Source organism: Pseudidiomarina piscicola, assembly GCF_902806985.1.
GTDB lineage: Bacteria > Pseudomonadota > Gammaproteobacteria > Enterobacterales > Alteromonadaceae > Pseudidiomarina > Pseudidiomarina piscicola.
Map to the genome: position 1 here is coordinate 1 of NZ_CADCXY010000005.1, position 25,600 is coordinate 25,600.

General features: G+C 49.4%; 15 protein-coding genes and 1 pseudogene. 4 read left to right on the forward strand and 12 right to left on the reverse strand.

Translation table 11 applies throughout. The features are described from left to right. The first annotated feature begins 439 nt into the window (after window positions 1-439). The gene (locus PSI9734_RS09560) at window positions 440-700 is read left to right on the forward strand and encodes a DDE-type integrase/transposase/recombinase (protein ID WP_173920924.1); all 261 of its coding nucleotides are present in this window, start codon (window positions 440-442) and stop codon (window positions 698-700) included. On the opposite strand, the pseudogene PSI9734_RS12150 reads toward PSI9734_RS09560, so the two are convergent. The 9 genes and pseudogenes from PSI9734_RS12150 to PSI9734_RS09605 all read right to left on the reverse strand — a co-directional run. Next, window positions 677-847 (reverse strand): annotated as a pseudogene (locus tag PSI9734_RS12150) (transposase domain-containing protein); the annotation flags it as partial. The gene PSI9734_RS09560 and the pseudogene PSI9734_RS12150 overlap by 24 nt on opposite strands. 132 nt (window positions 848-979) lie before the next feature. After that, a complete protein-coding gene (phoU, locus tag PSI9734_RS09570; protein WP_173920926.1) occupies window positions 980-1,708 on the reverse strand; it encodes a phosphate signaling complex protein PhoU in 729 nt (242 codons plus the stop codon). 12 nt (window positions 1,709-1,720) lie between these two features. Beyond that, window positions 1,721-2,539 carry a phosphate ABC transporter ATP-binding protein PstB gene (pstB, locus tag PSI9734_RS09575; protein WP_173920927.1) on the reverse strand — a complete coding sequence of 273 codons (819 nt, stop codon included), beginning with the start codon at window positions 2,537-2,539 and terminating at the stop codon, window positions 1,721-1,723. Between the two features lie 29 nt (window positions 2,540-2,568). After that, the gene (gene pstA / locus PSI9734_RS09580; protein WP_173920928.1) at window positions 2,569-4,224 is read right to left on the reverse strand and encodes a phosphate ABC transporter permease PstA; all 1,656 of its coding nucleotides are present in this window, start codon (window positions 4,222-4,224) and stop codon (window positions 2,569-2,571) included. 14 nt (window positions 4,225-4,238) lie between these two features. Continuing rightward, window positions 4,239-6,482, reverse strand: a complete 2,244-nt coding sequence (locus PSI9734_RS09585; RefSeq protein WP_173920929.1) for an ABC transporter permease subunit — start codon at window positions 6,480-6,482, stop codon at window positions 4,239-4,241. Window positions 6,483-6,672: 190 nt separating this feature from the next. Then, window positions 6,673-7,644 carry a PstS family phosphate ABC transporter substrate-binding protein gene (locus PSI9734_RS09590; protein ID WP_173920930.1) on the reverse strand — a complete coding sequence of 324 codons (972 nt, stop codon included), beginning with the start codon at window positions 7,642-7,644 and terminating at the stop codon, window positions 6,673-6,675. A gap of 125 nt (window positions 7,645-7,769) precedes the next feature. After that, window positions 7,770-9,077, reverse strand: coding sequence for a phosphate regulon sensor histidine kinase PhoR (gene phoR / locus PSI9734_RS09595; protein ID WP_173920931.1), 1,308 nt, complete (start codon window positions 9,075-9,077; stop codon window positions 7,770-7,772). Window positions 9,078-9,096: 19 nt separating this feature from the next. After that, on the reverse strand, window positions 9,097-9,783 hold the full coding sequence (gene phoB / locus PSI9734_RS09600; RefSeq protein WP_173920932.1) for a phosphate regulon transcriptional regulator PhoB: 687 nt from the start codon (window positions 9,781-9,783) through the stop codon (window positions 9,097-9,099). An 87-nt stretch (window positions 9,784-9,870) separates the two neighbouring features. Next, the gene (locus tag PSI9734_RS09605; protein WP_246194885.1) at window positions 9,871-11,004 is read right to left on the reverse strand and encodes an endonuclease/exonuclease/phosphatase family protein; all 1,134 of its coding nucleotides are present in this window, start codon (window positions 11,002-11,004) and stop codon (window positions 9,871-9,873) included. A gap of 273 nt (window positions 11,005-11,277) precedes the next feature. Here PSI9734_RS09605 and PSI9734_RS09610 point away from each other — a divergent pair, with 273 nt between their 5' ends. From PSI9734_RS09610 to PSI9734_RS09620, 3 genes are all read left to right on the forward strand, one after another. Further along, window positions 11,278-14,529: a TonB-dependent receptor gene (locus PSI9734_RS09610; protein WP_173920934.1), complete on the forward strand. Its 3,252-nt coding sequence runs from the start codon at window positions 11,278-11,280 to the stop codon at window positions 14,527-14,529. A gap of 106 nt (window positions 14,530-14,635) precedes the next feature. Continuing rightward, a complete protein-coding gene (tadA, locus tag PSI9734_RS09615) occupies window positions 14,636-15,124 on the forward strand; it encodes a tRNA adenosine(34) deaminase TadA (protein WP_173920935.1) in 489 nt (162 codons plus the stop codon). A 102-nt stretch (window positions 15,125-15,226) separates the two neighbouring features. Beyond that, entirely contained in the window at window positions 15,227-18,409 is a 3,183-nt protein-coding gene (locus PSI9734_RS09620) for a TonB-dependent receptor (RefSeq protein WP_173920936.1), read from the forward strand. 89 nt (window positions 18,410-18,498) lie between these two features. On the opposite strand, the gene purL is transcribed toward PSI9734_RS09620, so the two are convergent. The 3 genes from purL to guaA form a co-directional block, all read right to left on the reverse strand. Next, window positions 18,499-22,395, reverse strand: a complete 3,897-nt coding sequence (gene purL / locus PSI9734_RS09625; protein WP_173920937.1) for a phosphoribosylformylglycinamidine synthase — start codon at window positions 22,393-22,395, stop codon at window positions 18,499-18,501. 218 nt (window positions 22,396-22,613) lie between these two features. Next, entirely contained in the window at window positions 22,614-24,014 is a 1,401-nt protein-coding gene (gene mltF / locus PSI9734_RS09630; protein WP_173920938.1) for a membrane-bound lytic murein transglycosylase MltF, read from the reverse strand. Between the two features lie 5 nt (window positions 24,015-24,019). After that, window positions 24,020-25,594, reverse strand: a complete 1,575-nt coding sequence (gene guaA / locus PSI9734_RS09635; RefSeq protein ID WP_173920939.1) for a glutamine-hydrolyzing GMP synthase — start codon at window positions 25,592-25,594, stop codon at window positions 24,020-24,022. Window positions 25,595-25,600 lie beyond the last annotated feature (6 nt).

The following is a 25,600-nucleotide window of genomic DNA, read 5'->3' on the forward strand; positions in this document are numbered from 1 at the left end:
ACTAAATGACGATTGTGCATGCCTAACACTCCAATGTGATCTGTCAGGCACTCACAAAATGCAACCAACTAACAGCTCGATAATTATCCCAGACGAGCTGCTACCCGGCCAAAATCCCTTGACACAATTCAATAACATTTGAACCTGATAGTCAACAAGATCTATAACTATCAAACATCTTTCTTTTGGATTCGTTCGATTATTAAATCTATAGTCAAGTTGAATGGACTTGCCCTTTCCCCTGAAATAGCATCATATTTCCTGATGGTCCCGAATAAAAAGATCCATCTGGACGATGAATCTGAGAATGATAACGACCTGACGAGCGCCATGTAATGTTGACACGCGAGGGCATTCATGTGAATAAGACGCGCGTTCATCGCTTGTACTGTCTATAGGGGGCTTCAGCTAAGACCAAAACGCCCGCGACGTAACGTCAGTGGCGCATCAAAAACGTGATTATATCTCAAGCAAACATCCCAATGAGGCCTGGGCGTTGGACTTTATTGTCGACCAGCTTGCTACGGGCAACAAGTTTCGTATGTTAACCGTTGTTGATACGTACACGCGAGGATGTTTAGCCGCCGATGGCGGTGCTCGGTTACGCTCGGAAAATGTGGTCGCGACATTAACGCGACTCTGCCGTGAACGAGGAGTACCGAAACACATTCACTGTGATGCTCCAGAGCACCATATCTAAAGGTAAACGTCTTTTTCTGATCGTGCCCACGACGCATTGAAATGCTTCGTCGATCAAGTCTGGAGCGAGAATATCTGATAGCTTTCCAATATCCTGAGAGTTTGGTGCGTATCCGTTAGCTAGAGCTAATGCCGTAGTAAGTTGCATAAAAAAACCGTAGCTAGAATTAACTAACTACGGATTCTGATCCATTAGGAGGATCGGTCAACCGTTCGCTAAAATATTTCTTAACTGATCGGCATTAACCCAAAGGTCGGCTTATTCCGTCAGTAGTCAGGCTTATTCTGTGTCGGGGGCGGAGCGACCGACGGTACGCGCCATTGACTCTGGCGACACGTGACGTACGTCTTTTCCTTTCACGAAAAAGATAATGTACTCAGCGATGTTTTGACAGCGGTCGCCGATACGCTCAAGTGAACGTGCGGACCAAAGTACGTTCATCACCTTCGGAATTCCGCGCGGGTCTTCCATCATGTAGGTCATCAACTGACGCGTGAGACCTTCGTATTGACGGTCAGCCTGGGCATCCATCTGGTGGACTTCATAGGCGCTATCCAGGTCCATGCGTGCAAACGCGTCGAGCACATCATGCAACATCGCCAACACTTGTTGACCAAGGTTTTCAAGGCTGACTAAGAATTCTTGCTGATCGTTGTTAAAGCTTTCCAGCGCAACGCGCGCAATCCGCTCAACCTCATCGCCGATCCGTTCCAAATCAGCAATGGTTTTCAGAATTGCGATGACTAAGCGCAGATCGCTCGCCGCCGGTTGGCGCTTGGCAATAATCTGTACGCAGGCTTCATCGATTTGAACTTCCAACGCATTCACTTTGTAATCACGCTGCAAAACTTGTTCTGCTAGCTCGTGATCAGATTTTTCGATGGCAACCAGCGCATCCCGTAACTGCTGCTCGACCAAGCCGCCCATATTCATTACTTGGGTGCGCACTGCATCAAGTTCATCATTAAACTTACCGGAGATATGCCGGCTCATATTCAACTTGTCCATGCCTGACTCCTGTTAGCCGTAACGGCCGGTAATGTAATCTTCGGTTTGCTTCTGACTCGGGGTCGTAAATAAGGTATTGGTATCGGCATACTCAATAAGTTTGCCCATATACATAAATGCGGTTTGGTCAGAAACCCGCGCTGCTTGTTGCATGTTATGCGTAACAATCACCACGGTGTACTTTTCTTTCAGCTCAGTAATCAGCTCTTCAATGGTGAGCGTAGAAATTGGATCAAGTGCCGAGGTCGGCTCATCCAGCAGTAGCACTTCCGGCTCAATCGCAATAGCTCGGGCAATGACTAGCCGCTGTTGCTGACCACCAGAGAGACTAAATGCACTCGCATTCAGCCGATCTTTCACCTCTTCCCAAAGGGCGGCGCCTTTTAGTGAACGCTCCACCACTTCATCCAGCGTGCGACGGTCGTTGACCCCTTGCAGGCGCATGCCATAAACCACGTTCTCATAAATCGACTTCGGGAACGGATTCGGACGCTGAAATACCATGCCCACGTTGCGGCGCAACGCCGCAGCATCCACGTCTTTGTCATAGATGTTCTTCTCGTGCAGAAGAATTTCGCCATTTACTTTGCAGATCTCAACCAAGTCGTTCATGCGGTTGATGCACCGAAGTAATGTCGATTTACCACACCCGGACGGACCGATGAATGCGGTGACACGATTTTTGGGGATCGCCATGGAAATATCGTAAAGCGCCTGAGCATCGCCATAGTGCAGATTCAGATTGCGAATTTCCAAAGCGGTTTGTTCCGCTGATAAATTTTCCAAATCGAGGCGTTCTGCCTGATTGTCTGTCGGAGTTACCGAAATCATAGTAAGACCTTTCGCTTCTGCGTCGTTAATTAATGCTCAAGTGAGCGATATTTTTCACGTAAATGGTTACGCACACCAATCGCGGTCAAGTTCAGACCGATAATGACCGTAACCAATAAAAATGATGTTGCATAAACCAGTGGCCGTGCAGCTTCAACGTTTGGACTCTGGAAACCAACATCATAGATATGGAAACCCAGGTGCATAAATTTACGGTCCAAATGGAAGTACGGGAAGTTACCATCCACCGGTAACATCGGCGCAGACTTCACCACGCCCACCAACATCAATGGCGCAACTTCACCGGCCGCGCGGGCGACGGCCAAAATAAGACCTGTCATGATCGCTGGCGACGCCATCGGAATAATAATCCGCCACAAGGTTTCCGCTTTGGTTGCCCCTAGGGCCAAACTACCTTCTCGCAAGGTGCTTGGGATACGTGACAGGCCCTCTTCAGTGGATACGATCACCACCGGCAACGTCAGGATAGCAAGGGTAATCGCCGCCCACATCACGCCTGGCGTACCAAAGGTTGGGCTTGGCAAGGCTTCTGGATAGAAGATTTGGTCCAACGAGCCGCCCACCATGTAAACGAAGAACCCTAAGCCAAACACCCCGTAAACAATGGAAGGTACCCCTGCCAGGTTAATCACGGCGATACGAATCAAGCGGGTAATCGCATTTTTGCCAGCGTACTCATGTAAGTAGATGGCCGCGATAACGCCAAACGGGGTGACGATAATGGACATTAGGAGCACCATGAAGACCGTACCAAATATAGCCGGAAATACCCCGCCTTCGGTATTGGCTTCACGTGGATCTTCGCTAACAAATTTACCGATTTGCACAAAGAAGTGGCCAAGCTTAGCAAAGAAGCCCATGTCATTTGGAAAATGCACCGCTAACATGCGGTACATCGGCAAGGTTACGGTCTCGCCTCGCATATCGCGCACCAGCACCTGGTCTCGGCTGGATTGCTCACGTAAGGCAAACAGTTGCTCTTCGAGTACCTGGTAATCGGCGCGCAGCTGCTCTTCCGCGGCGGCAATCCGCTGCTCTTCTGCTGGCGTTAAATTACCTGCCAGTTCAAGTGCCCGGCGCTCTAAGCGCAGCTCGTTCAGCTGATAGTTAATGGCACCTATCTCGCCGTCCTGAAGATCACTCGCCTGATCGTTTAATTTTACCGTCCGCTCAATACGCTGTTGCAGTACCTCGCGAATATCATCCTGGTTGGCTACGGAAACGCCGTCTTCTAAAACACCAACCACGTAACCATAAAAGTTGCCATCTTTAGTGCGCTCAAATACCGCTAGATCCGGAGGCGTTTCATCACGCACAATCTGCGGTTGCAGTACCCAGGAAAAGTCCAAAGGTACATACTCGCGATTACCAACCTTAATCAACCAACGCTCGAGCGTGGGCTCGTTGAAGTCATCAAGAGCGACACCTGACTCGCGTAAGCGTTCGATAGGAATCGTTTCAGTCTCGTAGATTTCACCAATAATGGTCGAAATCGAACCATCATTGGCACGGATGTCCATCTCGTGGATTTGTGCCGGCCAGAAGAAAGATAAACCACGCCAGCCGATCAAGATCAACAGCCCGAGCACAGCAATCAAACTGATACTTACGGAACCTGCTGTTAGCCAAATCCAGGGTTTTCCTGACTTAAACCATTGCTTCATGGAAATTGTCTCGCTTACATCGAGCTGTATTTATCACGTAAACGTTGGCGCACAAGTTCGGCCACCGTATTAAACGCGAAAGTGAAAACAAAGAGTACAAATGCGGCCAGGAATAGAATTCGATAGTGTGAACTACCCACTTCTGACTCAGGCATCTCTACCGCGATATTCGCAGACAAGGTGCGCATTCCCTCAAATATATTCCAGTCCATAATCGGCGTATTACCCGTTGCCATCAGTACGATCATGGTTTCACCCACGGCCCGACCTAAGCCCATCATGACCGCCGAGAAAATACCCGGGCTTGCCGTTAACAGCACCACTTTGGTCAGGGTTTGCCAGGTGGTCGCACCAAGCGCCAGCGAGCCATTAGAAAGATGTTTCGGCACACTGAACACAGCGTCTTCGGCAATCGAGAATATGGTCGGAATCACGGCAAAGCCCATCGCGATACCCACCACTAGCGAGTTGCGCTGATCAAAGGTGATACCAAGTTCATTGGTCAAAAAGCGGCGCACATTACCATCAAACAGCCAGGCTTCGATAACCGGTGACATCTGGAACGAGAACCAACCAACCAAGGCAACGAGCGGCAGCAGGATGAGCGCAGCTCGACCATCGGTAAAGCTGTTCTTAAGGCGTTGCGGCAGTTGCGTTGTGAGAAACGCAAACATCACGATGGCCAGGGGTACCAGCAATATCACTGCGATAATCCCGGGTAGATAATGCTCAACAATAGGCGCCAGCCACAACCCGGCCAGGAAACCGAGAATCACCGTTGGTAGGGCTTCCATGATTTCAACCGTTGGCTTGACCACTTTACGTACGCTTGGTGACATAAAATAAGCGGTATAAACAGCTGCGGCCAGACCAATAGGCACCGCGAATAACATCGCGTATGCAGCCGCTTTGATGGTGCCAAATGAAATAGGAACTAAGCTGAACTTAGGCTCAAAATCATCTGAACCTGAGGTCGACTGCCAAACATAATCGGGTTCTGGATAGCCTTCGTACCAAACTTCTTGCCATATACCACTCCACGTCACCTCTGGGTGTTCGTTGATGAGGTCAAAGACATGCAACTGGTTATCATTCATGAGCAACAAGGTATTTGCGCGCGGGTCAATAACAACGCGGTCAGCCGCAACCTCATTGGCCTTGCCACGATAGAGTTCAGCTTCAGAAGTGGTATGAAAGACGCCCAATTCACCAGCAGCAGAAATGGTATAGAACGTACGTCGATAGTATTCGACAACAATATCGGTTATCGCGGTTTCAGCAGCTTGAAAATCCCGAATAAACTGATAACGACGCCCGTCATCACCGGAAACCTCAAACCACTGACTGACTTTGCCGTTGGCATGGCCAAATAGCACAGAGCTTGCACCGGCAAGAAGTTGCATACTGGTCACTTCGCCGAAACGAGGCGCATCCATAGTGATCAGCTGACGTTCTTTCACTGTTCCCGTGCGAGAAACATCATAGACCCAGAAACGATTGTTCTGGCGCACCAATACCTGGCGTAAATCAGGCGTAACGACCAGTTGGCTGATACTCCCGGTAATAGGTAATTCGGTAAACTTCGATTGCAACTCAACGGCGCCAGAAAGAAAGTTTCGTGACGCCTGAATGGAGTTCACGATAACCCGGTTGTCAGATGTTTGCGCGGCAAACAACATCGACTCGCCGTCATACTCGTAAGCCAGCTGAGTCAGGTTTTCACCCTGCGGGTCAACCTGAATCAACTCCCCCCCATTCACCTTGCCAACTTGCGGCGTGATAAACAGCTCACCGTCACGAAACTTGCTTGTGAACTTTGGCTCGACCAACCGCACCGTACCACCCTCGACAGCATAAGCGTAGCGGTTGTTCTGCGGTTGCGTCTGCGCGAACGCGGTCGGCTGAGACTCGGTAACCTGTTCACGTAGCAAGGTTTTGCCTGGCTCCCAGTCCGTTCCCTGCTTTGCTTGCAAAGCAAAAAAGACGAGTTCGCCACTGGCATTAAACTGGTAGCCAATTTCCGATTGTTCTTCGACACCCATCGCCACCACTTCACCACCCGCCGGGCTGGCAAAGCTGCGCTCGTGATTGACTTCGACACCACGGAAAATGGGCTCGATAACATACAGCAAATAAAAGAAAATCAACAATAACGCGACCAACACCATCACGCCGCCTAGGCTTACGCCCCAGCGTGCTGCGCGGTCTTTAAAGAGTCGATAATTGCTGGCTCCCAATGCGGGTTGTGTTGCCGCCATTATTACCTCGAGTCTGTGTGCAGGTTAAAATTTGATTGGCAGGAGTATAGCTAAGAAGTATGACAGTATTGTTACAGCGTTTTTCGTTGCTCGTTATTCGTACGTTCGCTGCGCTCACTGTTCGTCTAGTTTTAAACGAACAGCGCAGCGCACCAACAGCGAAGCGTACGAAAAACGAATCACGGTTGTATTAGTTCAGCCCTAGTTTTTCTAGTTCTTGCTCAACCACTGCTTTCGGTAATGGAATGTAGCCGTCTTTGTCGACGATTTCCTGACCGGTTTTCGACAGCACCATTTTCAGGAATTCTGCTGTGGCTGGATCGAGTGGCTTATTCGGGTGCTTGTTCACATACACTACCAGGAAGCGCGCAAGTGGGTACTTACCAGCTAAAGCACTCTCGGTCGTCGCGTCTACGTATTCTTCACCTTCAGCTAGCGCTAAAGGAACCGTTTTAACACCTGACGTCATGTAACCAATACCAGAATAACCGATGCCATTGAGCGAGGTTGATACCGACTGCACTACTGACGCAGAACCAGGCTGCTCATTGACATTAGCGCGGAAGTCACCGTCGCATAATGCGATGTCTTTAAAGTAACCGTAGGTACCAGAAACTGAATTACGTCCATACAGCTGCAAATCTCGACCGCTCCAGCTGCCTGCTAAACCAAGGTCACCCCAGCGCTGTACCTGACTGTTAGCTCCACACAAACGGGTTGAGCTGAACACCGCATCAACTTCTGCAATGGTCATACCCTTGATCGGGTTGTCTTTGTGTACAAATACCGCCAACGCATCAATAGCAACACGTACTGGGGTTGGTTTGTAGCCATGACGTTGTTCGAATGACTCGATTTCTTTGGACTTCATCGTGCGGCTCATCGGCCCAAAGTTCGAAGTGCCTTCTGTTAGTGCTGGCGGAGCAGTCGATGAACCCGCCGCTTGAATTTGCATGTTTACGTTCGGGTAAAGACGCTTAAACTCCTCGGCCCAAAACGTCATCATATTCGCCAAAGTATCTGAGCCTACCGACGACAAATTGCCTGATAAACCACTTTCTTTTTCATACTCTGGAAGGTTGTCGGTTGTTTTTTGAGCATGGGCAGAAGTAACAACGACACCAGCCAAACCTAACGCGAGAAGAACTGATTTAACTTTCATAGTGACTCCAGTTAGCAATAATGCTGCTTTGCAGCTTTTGTTCAAATGACAGTGATGATACTAGAGAGTCAATGTGACAACTTCATGACAAGTTCAATGAAAAGTAGATGTTTTTCGATGCGAGTTTAGTGTTGATCTTGAACAATAAGGTTATCTGGAACTCGCACGCTAAAGGTAGAGCCGCTATCGACTTCAGAACGAATCGATAGTTTGCAGTGATGACGCTCTAGCGCATGCTTTACAATGGCTAAGCCCAATCCAGATCCACCTTTGCGGCTGTTGCGATCTCGATCCACGCGGTAGAACCTTTCGGTCAGTCGCGGCAAATGATCGGCGGCAATACCTGGTCCATTATCGCTCACACTAAACTCCATCTGCTGCCCGACTGCGCGCCAGCTTACCTTTATGCGGCCACCGGCTGGTGTGTAATGAATCGCGTTGGAGAGTAAATTAGAAAAAGCACTACGTAACTCATTTTCATGGCCGTACATTTTCTGCGGGGCAATCTCAAAGGTGATGTTATGCCTTTTTTCACTATTCAATTGTTCGGCATCGTTTTGCAATCGATGTAACAACTCGGGTACATCCACCACTTTTTCAAAGATATCGATTCGTTGCGATTCAATGCGCGAGAGCGACAGAAGCTGCTCAACCAGGTTTCGCATACGGTCACTTTGACTGGACATTTCTTTGACCGCTTTTTCCTGTAACCCGCCGGCAATATTTTCGGGATCGCTCGCAAGTATTTCTAGATATCCCTGAATAACGGTTAGAGGCGTTCGGAGCTCATGGGAAACATTTGCGACAAAGTCTTTACGCATCTTTTCCAGCTTTCGAATTTGGGTGATATCACGAGCGATCAGTAAATATTGGTCGGCACTGTAGGGCATGATACGAACCTCTAACTCAATTTCTTCACGCGCCGGTGACGGTAAATAAAATTCGTGGCTAAAGTCGCCTTTTTTTAGATAGCGATTAAACTCTGGGTGACGGATCAAGTTAGCTAATCGAATTCCTGAATCTGCCGGCCATTTAAGACCAAACAGGAGTTGCCCTAGCTTATTACACCACACCAGCTCACCACCACGACGGAAGACAATAGCGGCATCGGGGATCGCCTCAGCTGCATCACGAAACCGTCGTAGAAGTTGCGCTAAATTACGCCGCCGTTGTTGAGCTTTTCGTTGAGTTCGGTAGATTCCATCATAAATGAAGCTCCAGCTTCCCCGAGCTCGCGGAGGTAGTAAGGTTCGACGATGCCAGAGCCAATCCAGTAGCTTAAACTGAAAATAATAGTGCCAAGCAAGCAATAGCGACAAACCAACGGTCACAGTTGGCCAAAATAAGTCCAACAGCCATCCCAACAATGCCCATGCACCGAGGTACCAAAGTACAACGTTTAAAACGGACTTAATTGAATAGCCAGGACTCATTTGCTGCTAACCTTCGAGTTTAGCGTGAAGAAAAACGATAGCCGACACCACGCACGGTTTGTATTAATTCATCATGGCCAAAGCCATGAATCACTTTACGTAAGCGCCGAATATGTACATCCACTGTGCGATCTTCAACATAGACATTGGTGCCCCATACTTGGTCTAACAATTGTTGGCGACTGTAGACGCGCTCTGGGTGACTCATAAAGAAATGCAGTAGCTTAAATTCGGTCGGGCCAATACTTAACGATTGGTTATTTACCGTTACGCGACGAGCGACCGGGTCAAGTCGTAAGCCTTTCACTTCAATTACGTCGTCCAGTGCTGTAGGGGCGACTCGACGCAATACCGCGCGCACTCGCGCCATCAATTCTTTCGGTGAAAAAGGCTTTGTTATATAGTCGTCAGCGCCCACTTCCAGGCCTCGAACTTTATCTTCCTCTTCGCTCCGAGCGGTTAGTAATATGATAGGAATACCACGTGTAAATTCGTCACTTTTAAGCTTTTTGGCGAGTTGAATTCCTGAACCGCCTGGCAACATCCAGTCTAAAAGAATAAGTTCGGGAAAAGGTTCAACAATTGCCGAGACCGCCTGAGGGTAATCTTCCGCTTCTATTACCTGATAGCCGTGTTGCTCCACAATCAGTCGTAACATGTCTCGAATCGGTGCTTCATCTTCAACAATAAGTATCTTTTTAGCCATTTCGCTTTCACCTAGTCGTTTTCAAGCAGTACCGATTATTACGCTTTTATATGACACTTTTATGACTTTAAGGCAGTTTTATGAAAATTAGTATAACTGCAAGTCAAGCCATACGAGGCGATGATCCGATGAACTTCCGCGGCTTTGCACCAAAGCTGACTTTTCTTCGCCCTGCACGGGCCAGAATACCCCTCCGTCGATGATCTTGATGCCAAATACCGATGGCAGTACATAGTCAGCACGTTTGCGCCAGCTTGCGGTATGCTCCGCAGCTAAAGGGTTATTTGGTGTATGTTCGGCGCCGCCGACGCTGGTGGGAATAAAGTCGCCTTGGATTAACGGGTCGTCTAGCAATTGCTCGATAGCGCCCGGCATATTGTCCGTACTCTCAATTGAGGCATTTAAGTCGCCCGCAATGACAAAACGTTGCGCTTCCCCCAGCCCTCCACGGCGGCCTTTATCGTCATAAATAAAATCGGTTGACGCTTTGCCTATATAGTCTTTCCAGAACCGAATTTCATCAAAGTTTCGGCGCCCATTGCGGTTCTCTTCACCGTCAAAAACTGGCGGCGTCGGATGGCTTACCAACAAGTGCAGATCAAATCCGTTCACTTGTGCAACAATATCCCAGTGTGACTTGGAACTTAACGGCATTTCGGCCCAAGCGGCAGGGCTGTACCAGGGCTCGTGTGAATTTGGCACCAGCGGTTGCAAAGCGCCGGGAAGGTCGCGCCAACGGAACAGCTGAAAACTGCGCGCTTGGTCTTGTTTCAGCGGATAACGTGACAGTATCGCCATACCATACTGGCCGGGGTAATTACCGTAGCCCCACGCGTCGCCTGCGGTGCCTGTTGCCTTGCCATCACGGTCTAAATCGAAAGGGCTTGGCCGGCCAGTGTTGACTGGCCCCCAGTAACGGTAGGAGTACTCAATTGGCGCTTCGCCGTTTTGGCTCACACCAAGAAAGTCTTTTTGAAACTGCGCCAACGCATCTGCGTCGGGCAAATAATCGAATTCATTTAGAATGAGAATATCAGGACGAGTGTGCTGAATGATTTCGGCAATTGCTTTAATTTGCGAGTGACCGTTTTTCAACGCCCTCGGCAGTGCCCATGCCCCTTCACTCGCCCACTTATCGGCGGGCAAGTAATTCGAAGCATCCATACTCACATTAAAAGTCGCAACACGCAGTGTTGTTGGATTTTGTTGTTTTTTCGGCATATCACATCCACTTAATAAACTTGCGAATAGAGCTACAACTCCGAGCATGACTGGCTTCATCAAATTGTTCATCCTTTTAACAAGTGCGCTGTGACAATTTCTTACCTTATTGGTTCCAGAAAATCGGTGCAATTCTAATCTATTTTGCGTAAAATGCTGACACAATTTTGACACAGTTAAGTGTTACAAACACCTGTTTCAATTATCGAGCGCAACATTAAGCGGTATTGCCTACAAGTTTTTTTTAAACCACAACCCAGGAAATTTAGAAAGATGACAACATCTCTGCGATTTTCCCGCACCGCAAGTGCTATCGCAATTGCTCTAGGCTTAGCCTCGACAACTGCAATAGCACAAGATACCTCGGCATCTTTGCGAGGCGAAATTTTAGGTCCACAAGGTAATGGCGCTGCCAATACCACAGTTGTGATTAAGCACATGCCTTCAGGTTCAACCACTGAAGTCACAACTGACAGTTCTGGTACCTTTATTGCAAGCGGTCTTCGAGTTGGCGGTCCATACCGCATTACGTTTGACTCTGATGTTTACCAAGATGCCCAGTATTCAGAAGTATTCCTGAAACTTGGTGAAACCTTCCGGTTAAATGCCCAATTGGAAGCGAATGATGTTGAACGTATTACCGTAACCGGCCAAGCGATCAACTATGCTCAACTGAACAACGGCTCAAGCAGCTCGTTCGGTGAAGAGCAAATTCAGTCGTTACCTACTTACAGCCGCGACTTGAAAGAAATTGTTCGCCTAAACCCGTTAGCGACCCAACTCGGCGACGGTGACCAACTTGTTGTTGCAGGTAACAACCCTCGTTACAACTCAATCACCGTTGACGGTATTGCGCAGAACGATGATTTTGGCTTGAACAGCAACGGTTACCCAACCCAAGGCTCGCCAATTTCTATCGACGCGATTGAGCAAATCACCGTTGATGTTGCGCCTTTTAACGCAAAAGATACCAACTTTACCGGCGCTAAAGTTAACGCTGTAACTAAGTCTGGTACCAACGAATTAAGCGGCTCAGTATTCTATCAATACACCAGTGACTCGCTTGCTGGCGATGCAGAAGCATCAAAGTATGATGAAGACGCTTTACCACCTAACGTCGATTACGAAGAGAAAACCTTAGGCTTGAGCCTTGGTGGTCCAATCATCAAAGACAAGTTGTTCTTCTACGTAAACTACGAAACCCAAGACGAAACCAATGCACCGTATCGCGGTCCTATTGGTTCTGATGCGGCCAACATTGCTAACATCACCAGCGAAGAACTCAACCAAGTTCTTACCATCGCACGTGACGTTTATGGCTTAACTGATCAGCAATTGGGTGGCTGGAATATTCCTGCCGAAGAAGAAGACAACAAACTATTGGTGAAGCTTGACTGGAACGTCAGCAATGAACATCGTGCTGCCTTTACCTATCAACGCACCGACGGTAACTCTATTCGTAACCAGTACGGCGGCGACGGTACGCTTACCTTGTCATCAAGCTGGTACAACAATGAACAGATCTTAGACGCATATGCCGTTCAAGTTTACTCTAACTGGAGCTCGAACTTCTCGAGTGACATTAAGCTTTCTTACAAAGATGTTGAGTCTATCCAAGATCCACTAGCGGGCCGCACCTTAGGTATGGTTACCGTTGAAGTGGGTGGCCGAAACGCTATTGAGTTTGGCCCAGATTACTCTCGTCACGCGAACGAAGGTGAGAACTCAACTTTAGAACTGCAATTAAACGGTGAATACCTGTTAGGCGACCACGCAATTGGCTTCGGCTATGCGTTCTCAGAAACTGACATCTATAACCTGTTTGTGCAAAACGCATTAGGTTCGTGGGAATTCGATAGCATCGAAGACTTTGAGAACCGTGAAGCTGGTAGCTTCTACTATGCAGGTAGCTTAACTGGCGACATCAACGATGCCGCGGCTAACTTTACGCAAGGTACGCAAGCGCTATACATTCAAGACACTTGGCAGCCAACGTGGGACCTAGAGCTTATGTTTGGTCTGCGTTACGAGCGTATGCATGCTGAAGACAAGCCAGCCTACAACGAAAAGTTTGCGGCTCGCTACGGCTTCGCAAATACTGAAAACCTCAACGGTAAAGATTTGTTCTTACCACGCGTAGGTTTCAAGTATCAATTAACGGACGATGTTCGTGTTCGCGGTGGATTTGGTCGTTATGCAGGTGGCCGACCTAATGTTTGGGTTTCTAATTCATACACCAACAACGGTACCACTTTCTCACAGTTCGACCGTTACTTGTCTGATGTTCCATGGTCAGTATTCATGGACAACGTTGACCCAACTGAAGTACCACAAGCGGTACAAGATGGCCTAATTGCCGACGGTTATGTCAACGCTATCGACCCTGATTTCGACTTACCATCAGACTGGCGTGGCAGCTTAGGTGTTGATTTCAACAGCTTTAGCATTCCTGCCTTAGGCGATGACTGGTTTGCAAGCGTCGAATACATCTACACCCGTCGTAAAGACGATGTGCAGTGGAAAGACCTTTCACGCGTACCATTGTTAGACCAAAACGGTGAACCACGTACCACTGTCGATGGTGGCCGTATTATCTACGTTGTTGATGACCCGCTTGACGATCACGAGCCACAAGGTGTGGGTGATCACGGTAACGTACAACGTTATGACCTATTGTTAACCAACGGTGACGGCGGTAAGAGTCAAATCTTCACCACTACCTTAGGTAAAGCATGGGACAACGGCTTTAGCATGCGTGCTAGCTACACCAACCAAGACATCGAAGAAGCGGTTGCCGGTAGCTCAAGCACTGCTATCTCGAACTACCGCTTCCCTGTTGCAATTGACCGTCAAAATGTCACCCCTGGCACAGCATCGTACCAGGTTGAGCATCGCTTCATGGCTGACCTAACCTACAAGACCGAAATCTTTAACGGTTACACGTCAACCTTTGGCCTGTTCTGGGAACGTTACTCTGGTCGTCCTTGGGGTTACGTCTATGACAGCTATGGCGACGTAAGCTTTGGTAACCAGCCGTTTGGTACTTTGGGTCAATCGTCAGTTTACCTGCCGTATATCCCAACCGGACCAAACGACGCGGCCGTTGCCTATGAAGATAACTTCAGCTATGAACAGTTCATGGAGTATATCGAACGTGCTGGTCTTGGTGGCTACGAAGGTGGTTACTTACCACGTAACACCGAGCGTGGTCCTTGGACAACGAACCTAGACTTCAAATATACCCAAGAATTACCTGGGTTTGCTGAAGGCCATAAAGGTGAGCTTTATATCAACGTTCGTAACCTGATCGCTATCTTCGATAAAGAAGCAGGCCAGAAGCACGTGTTGCCATATGGTGATAACGTACGCGAATTGGTTAGTGCATACATCAACGACGACGGCCAGTACGTCTATGGCGTGCCTTATAACAACCGTGCCTTTGATGTTGTTACCCAAGCACCAACGCGCTACTTACCTGAGCGTTCAACATGGCAAGCGAAGATCGGTATCCGTTATCGTTTCTAAGCAAACCCTGTTTGCATAATTAATGTGCAAAAATGTACAAAAAGCCCTCGCATTTGCGGGGGCTTTTTTTTACAATGCGCGCCATTGCTTTCCAACGAGATAGCGAATGGATCACCAACGCTTTATGCAGCGCACACTTGAACTTGCACGACAAGCTGAACAATTCGGCGAAGTGCCTGTCGGTGCGGTCGTGGTCCATGATAATCAAATTATTGGCGAGGGTTTTAATCAGGTCATTCACCTAAACGACCCCTCTGCTCATGCCGAAGCTCAGGCCATTCGTGCCGCCGGAAACCACCTCAACAATTACCGCCTAGTAAATACCACGCTTTATGTTTCTCTTGAGCCCTGTGCCATGTGTGCTGGGTTAATTACTCATGCTCGCATTCAGACATTGGTTTTTGCTGCTAGTGATCCGCGCACTGGCGCCACGGGATCCGCGATAAATGTTCTGAACCATAGCTCTATGAACCACAAAGTGCAGGTGATCGGTGGGGTGTTAGAAAACGAATCTGCCGCCCTGCTGCAAGGTTTTTTCCGGCAGCGCCGTAAACAAGCTGCGCTGGCTAAAAAGGTAAAGAATGATGCCAAATAGTTATTTCTTGACTACTATTTCATCAAGTTGTAATGCAAAACAATTAAGCTTTTCGCTGTCTATAAATCAATTTGTTCAAACCACAACCCAGGAAACAACATCATGTTGAATAATAAACCCAGTCGAATTGCCGCGGCAGTCGCCCTAGCGATAGGTCTGTCTGCCACAGCAACAGCGCAAGAAACCTCTTCGAGCGTTCGCGGTGTCATTATTAGTGAGCAAACCGGTGAAGCGCTCAGCAACGCCTCTATTGTACTTACCGATGAGCGTACGGGCGCGTCTCGCACCCTAACAGCGAATGAAAATGGCTTATTCTCAGCACGAGGGCTCGCGGTAGGTGGTCCTTACACCTTAACCGTGACCGACAACATGGGTAACGTTGAGCGCCGCGAAAACGTCTTCCTTACGTTGGGCGAAACGGAAAGCGTGAATATTGCTGTTGAACAACAGTCAGTCGAGCGTATTCAGGTAAGCGGCCGGGTATTGAACATGACCTCAGGTTCGAACAGCCCAAGTGCAACCTTTGGCTTGCGTGACCTAGAAGATGCGCCATCGGTCAACCGTGATATTAAAGACGTAGTGCGCATCGATCCGCGCATGTACATTGATGAAAGCTTCTCGCGCGGCATTCAATGTGCCGGTGCCAACCCACGCTTCAATAGCTTAACCGTTGATGGTGTTCGTACCAACGATAACTTTGGTCTGAACTCGAGTGGTTATCCTACCGAGCGTATGCCTTTCTCTTACGACGCGATCGAACAGGTTGCTGTAGAACTGGCGCCGTTTGATGTGCAGTATGGTGGTTTTACCGCATGTAATATCAACGCAGTCACGAAGTCAGGTGAAAACGAAGTCTTCGGTAGTGTGTTCTTTGATTACACCAATGACTCAATGCAAGGCGACACGCTCGAAGGCGATAACATCAACATCGGCGATTTCAGCGAGAAGCGCTACGGTTTCAACGCCGGTGGCGCTATTGTCGAAGACAAACTGTTCTGGTTTGCGGCCTATGAAAAACTTGAAGGCGCAAATACCTTTGACCGTGGCCCTGAAGGTACCAATGCTGCCACCATCATTGAAGGTGTCAGCCAGGCGGATGTTGAGCGAATCGCTGCCATTGCGCGCGACGTTTACGGTTTTGAGCCAGGTGGCTTCCCAGCGAGTCTCCCCGTTGAAGATGAAAAGTTCCTCGCCAAACTTGATTGGTACATCAATGATTCACATCGTGCATCGTTTACCTACAACTACAACGATGGCTACTCAATTGCACAGTCTGACGGTGATGCCACTGAGCTTGAATTCTCTAATCACTACTATGAGCGTGGTTCAGAGTTCACCTCTTATGTCGCACAACTTTACTCAGACTGGACCTACAACTTCTCGACCGAGTTACGGGTCGGCTACTCAGAGCTTGACGCTCGCGTACTGCCCTTAGGCGGCACTGAAGTCGGCGAAATTCAACTTGAATTAGGTCCGTCAGGGAATGCCGATGTTCCTACGGTTTACTTGGGTGCAGACGACTCTCGCCACTCGAATAAACTCAAATACGACACCACGTTCTTTAAACTAGCTGGTACCTACTTGCTGGACGACCATACCTTGTCGTTTGGTATCGAAAGTGAAACTTACGATGTCTACAACCTATTCGTGCAAGAAACTCAAGGCGAGTTTATTTTCCGCTCGATTGATGACTTCGAAAACGCGGTACCCTATGCCATTACGTATGAAAATGCCGCCGGCACAAACAACCCAATCGACGGCGCAGGTGAGTTTGCTTACACCATCAATACCGCGTATGCGCAAGACGAATACTACTTCATTAACTATGACCTGACCCTGACGTTCGGCTTACGTTATGACTGGTACACCACAGATGATGCGCCAGCCTATAACGCTGATTTCGCCAGCACCTATGGTTTTGGTAATGATGCCACCGTTGATGGTGAAGGCTTATTACAGCCACGCTTAGGTATGAACTGGGTGGTTGATGACAACCTCGAAGTTCGCGGTGGTATTGGCTTGTACTCAGGTGGTAACCCGAACGTATGGCTGTCGAACAACTACTCGAACAACGGTACCAAGTTGTACGAAGTGTACTGGCGTAACAGCAATGGCGAGTCGTTATTCGACATTCCACATGATGGCTCAGGTCGTCCACTATACGATATCCCGCAGGATATGGTTGACGAGGTTGCAGCAGCCAACGGTGGCGGTCCGATTAACGTGTTAGACCCAGACTTCGAACTACCAAACGAATGGAAATACGCCTTAGGTGCGACTTACACCTTTGATAACGGCTACGTAGTAATGGCTGATGTTCTGCATTCGAAGAAAAATGATGCGGCAATTATTAGTGATTTACGTCGCACCCCAGCAGGCGGCTACGGCCCAGAAGCAGTAGGTCCTGACGGTCGTCCAATCTATCCTAGCCTTCCACCTAGCTACCTTGGTGGCCCAGTTGATGCCTTTATGCTGACCAACGTTGACGGTGATTCAGGTAAGAGCACGAGTGTGTCACTGGCCTTAACCAAGCAACACGAATGGGGCTTGAACTGGACCTTAGGTTACGCCTACACCAAGTCTGAAGATGTTAACCCGATGACTAGCTCGGTGGCCTACTCAAACTACACTAGCGTGGCGGTCTCTGACTTCCAAAATCCAGGCGTAGCAACCTCAAACTATGAGATACCGCACCGTTTCACATTCAATGCCCAGTATCGCACTGAGTTCTTTGATGGTTACGAAACAACCTTTAGTTTGTTCGGTCAAGCTAACAAAGGTCGGCCTTATAGTTTCGTCATGTCAGGCCCATCGGGCGACATCACTGGCGGCCGCCAGTTGTTCTATATCCCAACGGGTGCCGACGATGAAAACTTTGTGGCTGGCCCAGGCTTTGATACCGCAGGGTTCTTCGATTACCTAGAAGAAACAGGTTTAGCAGAACACGCTGGTGGTATCTCGCCGCGCAACGAGTTCAACAGCGACTGGTGGCAAAAAGTCGACTTCCGTGTTGAGCAAGAGTTTGCCGGTTTCGTCGATGGCCATAAAGCCAGTGCGTTCTTTGTTATTGATAACCTAAGCAACCTCATTAACGATGACTGGGGCGTGCTCTATGAGCGCAGCTTCCCACGCATGGTTAATATCGGCAACGTTGAGTACATCGACGATGGCTCTGCCGATGGCGCTTACCAGTACAACTCGTTCCGTGCACCTGAAAATGTACAGTCGCGAGTAGGTAGCCCATCTCTATGGAGCATCCGCGTTGGTATCAGCTACGACTTCTAAGTCGTAGCTCTTTACCCGCTTAGTGAAATAAAAAACCCTCGCCTTAGCGAGGGTTTTCTTTTTGCTGTTGGCCTATCTGCTGTTACCGGTTAGCCGAGGTAAACTCGCGCATTTCGGAACATCCGCATCCATGGGCTATCTTCACCCCACTCGTCTGGGTGCCAACTATTTGCGACGGTTCTAAACACTCGCTCTGGGTGAGGCATCATAATAGATACGCGGCCATCAGCCGTAGTCAAACCGGTGATACCTTCAGGTGAACCGTTAGGGTTCGCTGGGTAGTCGGTGGCAATACCGCCCTTGTTATTAACGTAGCGAAGTGCGACCAGTCCTTGCTCTTTAACCGTGGCCAAGTTGTTACCTTTAAATTCGGCACGACCTTCACCATGCGACACAGCGATAGGCATTTTCGAGCCTTGCATACCGGCAAAGAACAACGATGGACTTTCCTGTACTTCGACCATGCTTACGCGAGCCTCAAAACGTTCTGAACGGTTGGTTACGAAGTGCGGCCAAGCTTCTGCGCCTGGAATAAGCTCACGTAAATTAGAAAGCATTTGGCAGCCATTACAGACCCCAAGCGCAAAGGTTTTTTCACGCTCAAAGAACGCTGCAAATTGGTCGCGCGCACGGTTGTTAAACAGCACTGACTTCGCCCACCCTTCGCCGGCGCCAAGTACGTCGCCGTACGAGAAGCCGCCGCAAGCCACTAAACCGTGGAAGTCGTCTAAGCTGACTCGACCCGCGAGAATATCACTCATATGCACATCAATGGCGGCAAAACCGGCACGATCGAACGCCGCGGCCATTTCAACGTGTGAGTTAACCCCTTGTTCTCGTAGTACCGCAACCACCGGATCACGGCCCGTATTAATATAAGGGGCAGCAATATCTTCACTGGTATCGAAGCTAAGGTCCGCAAACAGTCCAGTATCATCACTACGTTGCTTCGCCGCAAACTCTTCATCGGCACACGCAGGGTTATCTCGCAAACGCTGCATTTGGTGGGTTGTTTCCGCCCATACCTTGCGATAATGGCTACGCGCACCTGTTAAGACATCCGTTCCTGCGCGTGTAAAGATCAGCTCATCTGCAGCAGTAACGTCGCCAAGAACTTTAACCGCCTCAGCTAAACCGGCATCACTGTAGGCCGCCACTACCTCATCAACTTTGTCGTTGTGTACTTGCAGTACCGCACCCAGCTCTTCACTAAAGAGCGCAACCAAGTCGTCCGCGTGAACCTTATCAAGCGCCACTCGTGCGCCACAATGACCAGCAAAAGCCATTTCTGCGACAGTCACAAACAAACCACCGTCCGAGCGGTCATGGTACGCCAGTAATTTTTTGTCGCGGACCAGTCGTTGCGTCACCTCAAAAAACGCCTTTAAGGCCTTCGCATCGTCAACATCCGGGGTCGCATCACCTAGCTGGCGATAAACCTGCGCCAAGGCGGAACCACCAAGGCGTGTCTGACCATGCCCCAGGTCCACTAATAGCAACTGGCTTGGGCCTTTATCGGTACGTAATTGCGGCGTCACCGTACGGCGGACATCTTGTACTCGACCAAATGCTGTAATAACCAAGCTCAACGGCGCTGTAACCGCTTTGTCTTCACCATTTTGCTGCCATTGGGTTTTCATCGACATTGAGTCTTTACCGACCGGTATGGTGATTCCCAGTGCAGGGCAAAGCTCTTCCCCCACCGCTTTAACCGCTTCGTAAAGGCCAGCATCTTCGCCCGGGTGGCCTGCAGCGGCCATCCAGTTTGCCGAAAGTTTAATATGCTTCAAGTCGCCAATATCGGCCGCTGCTATATTGGTAAGTGCTTCACCTACCGCTATTCGAGCCGACGCACCATAATTTAACAGCGCTAATGGCGTACGCTCACCCATCGCCATGGCTTCGCCCGCGTAGGTGTCATAACTTGCTGCCGTCACCGCCACATCAGCAACGGGGATCTGCCATGGTCCCACCATTTGGTCGCGCGCCACCAAGCCGGTCACACTGCGGTCGCCAATAGTGATCAGGAAGGTCTTCTCGGCAATGGCTGGCAAACGCAATAACCGTTCTGCCGCTTCAGCCAAGTCGATACCTGAGGTATTTAAGGCTTTACCCGTCGCCTGTTGACTCGCCACGTCGCGATGCATTTTAGGCACTTTGCCAAGGAGTACATTCAACGGCAAGTCGATTGGGGTCGACTCAAAATGACTATCAGTTAAGCTCAAATGCTCTTCTTCAGTGGCCTCACCGATCACCGCAAATGGCGCTCGTTCACGTTCGCAAATATCCGTAAATACTTGCATGTGTTCAGTGGCGATGGCCATCACATAGCGTTCTTGAGACTCGTTACACCAGATAGCTAGGGGGGACATGCCCGGCTCATCATTTGGTATCTTACGTAACTCGAACTTGCCGCCACGACCACCATCGCTCACCAATTCAGGCATAGCGTTGGAAAGACCACCCGCACCTACGTCATGAATAAAAGCAATAGGGTTTTTCTCGCCAAGCTGCCAGCACCGATCGATAACTTCCTGGCAGCGGCGCTCCATTTCTGGGTTATCACGCTGCACCGAGGCAAAGTCTAAATCTTCGCTTGAGGTGCCTGAGGCCATCGAAGACGCAGCACCACCGCCTAAGCCGATATTCATCGCCGGGCCACCTAACACCACAAGTTTTGCACCGACCGGAATCTCGCCTTTTTCGACATGGTTTTCGCGGATGTTACCCATGCCACCGGCAATCATAATCGGCTTGTGGTAACCACGCACTTCGATGCCGTTATGGCTATCAACTTGTTCTTCATAGGTACGGAAGTACCCCGTTAACGCAGGGCGCCCGAACTCATTGTTAAACGCCGCGCCACCGAGCGGCCCTTCCAGCATAATTTCAAGCGCTGTTACAATACGGTCAGGTTTGCCGAAATCTTCTTCCCATGGCTGTTCAAAGCCAGGGATCCTTAAGTTTGAAACGCTAAAACCAACTAAACCCGCTTTAGGTTTCGAGCCTCGACCGGTAGCGCCTTCATCACGGATCTCACCGCCAGAACCTGTTGCGGCACCGGGGAAAGGAGAAATCGCAGTCGGGTGATTATGCGTTTCAACTTTCATTAAAATATGTACCGGCTCGTGGAAGTAGCTATACTCCCCTGCCGCCTGCGTTCCTGCAGGATAAGGATAAAAACGTCCAGCTTCGGAACCGACCATCACCGCAGCGTTATCTTTGTACGCCGACAATACGTGTTCTGGTGTCACTTCGAAGGTGTTTTTAATCATTTTAAACAGCGACTTCAGCTGTTCTTTGCCGTCAATGGTCCAGTCCGCGTTAAATATTTTATGACGACAGTGCTCTGAGTTTGCTTGTGCAAACATATAGAGTTCGATGTCGTTCGGGTTACGGCCTAAATGACTAAAGCTTTCAAATAAATAGTCGATTTCATCATCTGCAAGCGCTAAGCCCATCTCGATATTGGCGCTCTTTAATGCTTCACGGCCGCCCGCTAAAATATCAACCGAGCTCAGTGGTGCCGGCTCTGCGGTCGCAAATAAACGTTCAGCATGCTGCAAGTCTTCGATCACCATTTCGGTCATACGGTCATGCAAAATAGCTTGAGCATTCTGCACTTGCTGGTTATCAAGCTCACCATCAAGGTAATACGCAACGCCACGTTCTAACCGGCGAACCTTCTCTAGTCCGCAGTTATGTGCAATATCCGTGGCTTTCGACGACCAAGGCGAAATAGTGCCCGCGCGTGGCACCACTGCCAGCAACCGCCCTTCAGGCAAATGTTGCGCTAACGCCGGACCATAGGTAAGTAGTTTGTGTAAGACCTGCTGTTCGTCATTCGACAGTGCTGCTGTCGCATCCACGAAATGCATATACTCGGCATAGAGAGCTCGCACCGGAACGTCCGCTTGACGTAACCGCTGCATAAGTTTTTCAGTCCGAAATTCAGATAGGGCTGGGGCGCCGCGTACTATCTCCACAGATCATTCTCCAGGTTGGCAGTGGATGGTTTTCACCGACTTTTGAAGCCGCGTATTATAGTCTTTTTTTGTCTTCTTAACTACCGCACACAAAGCACGTCAATCTTCTTTTTCACAGAGCCGAAACCATTTCTGGCGGCGTTCGTTCATCAGGTGACGTTGCTTGCGATTCCACGCCCTACGGCGGGCGTGAGGCACTAGTCGTTTTCTTGTGCGCATTAATCTACCTCGTCTCCGCTACCTAACGGCAGCGAAATTTCTAGCGGTTGGGCAGGAATTCGTCCTCGTTCATCCAGCCAAACTAAGGTGTCGTAGTAGCGACGTATGTTTCCTACATATCGCACAGGTTCATCACCACGCGCAAAACCGTAACGCGTTTGTCGGTAATATTTCTTTTGCCTTAATAAAGGTAGTCGTTTTCTTACATCAATCCAGCGATCAGGGTCACCGCCCTGACGTTCAGTGAGCACACGCGCATCTTCCAAATGCCCGTAGCCTATATTGTAAGCAGCTAAGGCAAACCACGTGCGGTCGGGTTCGGGTATACGAGCCGGTATGGTATCGAGCATTCGTTCAAAGTAGCGGGCGCCGCCGCGAATGCTTTCTTCAGGGTTTAGCCGACTCGTTACGCCCATCGCCTCGGCAGTGGGTAGCGTGAGCATCATCAGGCCGCGCACACCGGTGGCCGACACTGCCCGCGGATCCCAATGACTCTCTTGATAAGAAATAGCCGCCAACAAGCGCCAGTCTAAACGGCCTGAATGCTCGACAAAAAAGTCACGGTATTTTGGTAAGGTGGTTTGCACAGCATCAATAAAAAAGCTGGTATCGACATAGTTAAACTGTGAGACATGACCAAAGTGTTGGTCAATTAAACGCTCAAGTTCGCCTGATTGCCTTAAAGTTCCGAAGAACTGAATGACTTCGGCGTAAAGTGACGCATCACGTTCGGCATCGAGCATCCAGCTTACATCTAGATTGTCGCGCACGGTGAAGGCGATACTAATATTGGGAAAGTAACGACGCTGCATATCTAGAATATTGCTATCGGCGATGGTGAACGCGATCTCACCATCAATCACCGCACGCAGCAGCTCTGCAGCATCATGTTCGTTGGTCGCCCGCCACTTGAGCTGTGGAAAGCTCTTGCTATTGCGTTGCAGCCAATCGTGATGGCTACTTCCCGCGACCACCACAACTTCGTCTTCTACTTGGCTCCAATCGCGCGGTCGATCGCGAGACCCTTGCCGATAAACTAGGCGCTGGGCAACTTCTTGATAAGGGGGGCCGAAGCGATAATTACGATCCCGTCGGGGGGTGCGGTCTAAACCTGCGGCCACAAGGTCAACTTGGCCGGTGTCGATGAGACGAAATAAATCATTGACGTTGTATCTGGAAACAATTTCAAGCTCAACATCGAGCTGTTCGGCAAAGGTTGCTGCTAGCGCATATTCCAGCCCACCTTCACTTTCAAATTCGTGATAGTAGGTGGTTGGGCCTAATAAGGTACCCACACGCAGCACACCGCGTTGTTGAATTTCAGTTAGGTGATCAGGCTGCGGTTGCGGCGCGCAGCCAGCAAGTAGCACCAAGGCTAACAAGCTAAGCCAACGCGCCACGTCAGCTACTCCCACTCGATAGTGGCGGGAGGTTTGCCTGAAATATCGTAGACAACACGAGAAATGCCATCGATTTCATTAATAATTCGGTTCGAGACCGTTTCGAGTAGCTCATAAGGTAAATGTGCCCAACGCGCGGTCATAAAGTCAATAGTTTCCACCGCTCGAATCGCAATCACCCAGTCATATTTACGGGCATCGCCCATGACACCTACCGAGCGAACCGGCAAGAACACTGCAAATGCTTGGCTCACTTCATGATATAAGCCGGCTTTACGTAGTTCCGTAATAAAAATATGGTCGGCACGACGCAAGAGCTCGCAATATTCTTTTTTCACCTCGGCCAACACCCGAACACCTAAGCCTGGCCCTGGGAATGGATGACGGTAGAGCATGTCGTACGGTAAGCCTAGCTCTAAGCCAATTTTGCGCACTTCATCTTTGAATAGTTCGCGTAGCGGCTCAACCAGATCCAATTTCATTTCTTCTGGTAATCCACCGACATTATGGTGTGATTTAATAACGTGAGCTTTCCCGGTTTTCGAGCCAGCAGACTCAATCACATCAGGGTAAATAGTGCCTTGCGCTAAATAAGAAACGTCGCGAATACTGGTCGCTTGCTCGTCAAAAATCTCAATAAAAACACGCCCAATGATCTTACGTTTCGCTTCAGGGTCGTGCTCACCTGCTAAGGCATCCAAAAAGCGATCTTCAGCGTCTACGTGCACAATGTTGAGACCATAATGGTCGCCAAACATCTCCATTACCTGTTCGGCTTCCTGCCAACGCAATAAGCCATTATCGACAAACACGCAGGTAAGCTGCTCACCTATGGCACGATGCAATAACATTGCGGTGACCGAGCTGTCGACCCCACCAGAAAGCCCTAATACGACTTTACCACTGCCGACTTGCTCACGAATTCGTGCCACCGCATCGTCGATAATGTGAGCCGCTGTCCAATTCGTTTCGCATTCACAAATCTCTACCACAAAGTGTTCCAGCATGCGCATACCCTGGCGGGTATGGGTGACTTCTGGGTGGAACTGCACACCATAGTAATCACGATCTTCGTCTGCCATCGCTGCAATTGGGCAGGTTGCCGTCTGCGCCACGGTTTGAAAACCAGGTGGTAATTCAATGACCTTGTCGCCATGGCTCATCCATACGTCAATTTCTGGATTACCATTGTCATGGACACTATCTTCAATATGATGAAATAACGAACAAGGAGCGGTGCGCTCGACACGAGCATAGCCAAATTCACGCTCTAGTGAACCTTGCACCTTACCACCGAGTTGTGCGGCCATGGTTTGCATGCCGTAGCAAACGCCAAACACCGGTACACCGGCTTCAAAAACATAGTCTGGCGCTCGTGGCGAGTCTTGTTCTGTAACCGACTCAGGACCACCCGATAAGATAATACCGTTGGGATTGAAGTTTTTGATGTCTTCGGCATCAACATCCCACGCCCATAATTCACAGTACACGCCAATTTCACGAATACGGCGTGCGATCAGCTGCGTATACTGTGAGCCAAAATCTAATATTAAAATTCGATGTGCATGAATATCTTGCATGTTGGT

What these genes read in the sequence shown, in the direction of transcription:
- phoU (WP_173920926.1), bottom strand. Translation starts at nt 1,708, where the DNA reads ATGGACAAGTTGAATATGAGCCGGCATATCTCCGGTAAGTTTAATGAT.
- pstB (WP_173920927.1), bottom strand. Translation starts at nt 2,539, where the DNA reads ATGATTTCGGTAACTCCGACAGACAATCAGGCAGAACGCCTCGATTTG.
- pstA (WP_173920928.1), bottom strand. Translation starts at nt 4,224, where the DNA reads ATGAAGCAATGGTTTAAGTCAGGAAAACCCTGGATTTGGCTAACAGCA.
- PSI9734_RS09585 (WP_173920929.1), bottom strand. Translation starts at nt 6,482, where the DNA reads ATGGCGGCAACACAACCCGCATTGGGAGCCAGCAATTATCGACTCTTT.
- PSI9734_RS09590 (WP_173920930.1), bottom strand. Translation starts at nt 7,644, where the DNA reads ATGAAAGTTAAATCAGTTCTTCTCGCGTTAGGTTTGGCTGGTGTCGTT.
- phoR (WP_173920931.1), bottom strand. Translation starts at nt 9,077, where the DNA reads ATGAGTCCTGGCTATTCAATTAAGTCCGTTTTAAACGTTGTACTTTGG.
- phoB (WP_173920932.1), bottom strand. Translation starts at nt 9,783, where the DNA reads ATGGCTAAAAAGATACTTATTGTTGAAGATGAAGCACCGATTCGAGAC.
- PSI9734_RS09605 (WP_246194885.1), bottom strand. Translation starts at nt 11,004, where the DNA reads ATGCCGAAAAAACAACAAAATCCAACAACACTGCGTGTTGCGACTTTT.
- PSI9734_RS09610 (WP_173920934.1), top strand. Translation starts at nt 11,278, where the DNA reads ATGACAACATCTCTGCGATTTTCCCGCACCGCAAGTGCTATCGCAATT.
- tadA (WP_173920935.1), top strand. Translation starts at nt 14,636, where the DNA reads ATGGATCACCAACGCTTTATGCAGCGCACACTTGAACTTGCACGACAA.
- PSI9734_RS09620 (WP_173920936.1), top strand. Translation starts at nt 15,227, where the DNA reads ATGTTGAATAATAAACCCAGTCGAATTGCCGCGGCAGTCGCCCTAGCG.
- guaA (WP_173920939.1), bottom strand. Translation starts at nt 25,594, where the DNA reads ATGCAAGATATTCATGCACATCGAATTTTAATATTAGATTTTGGCTCA.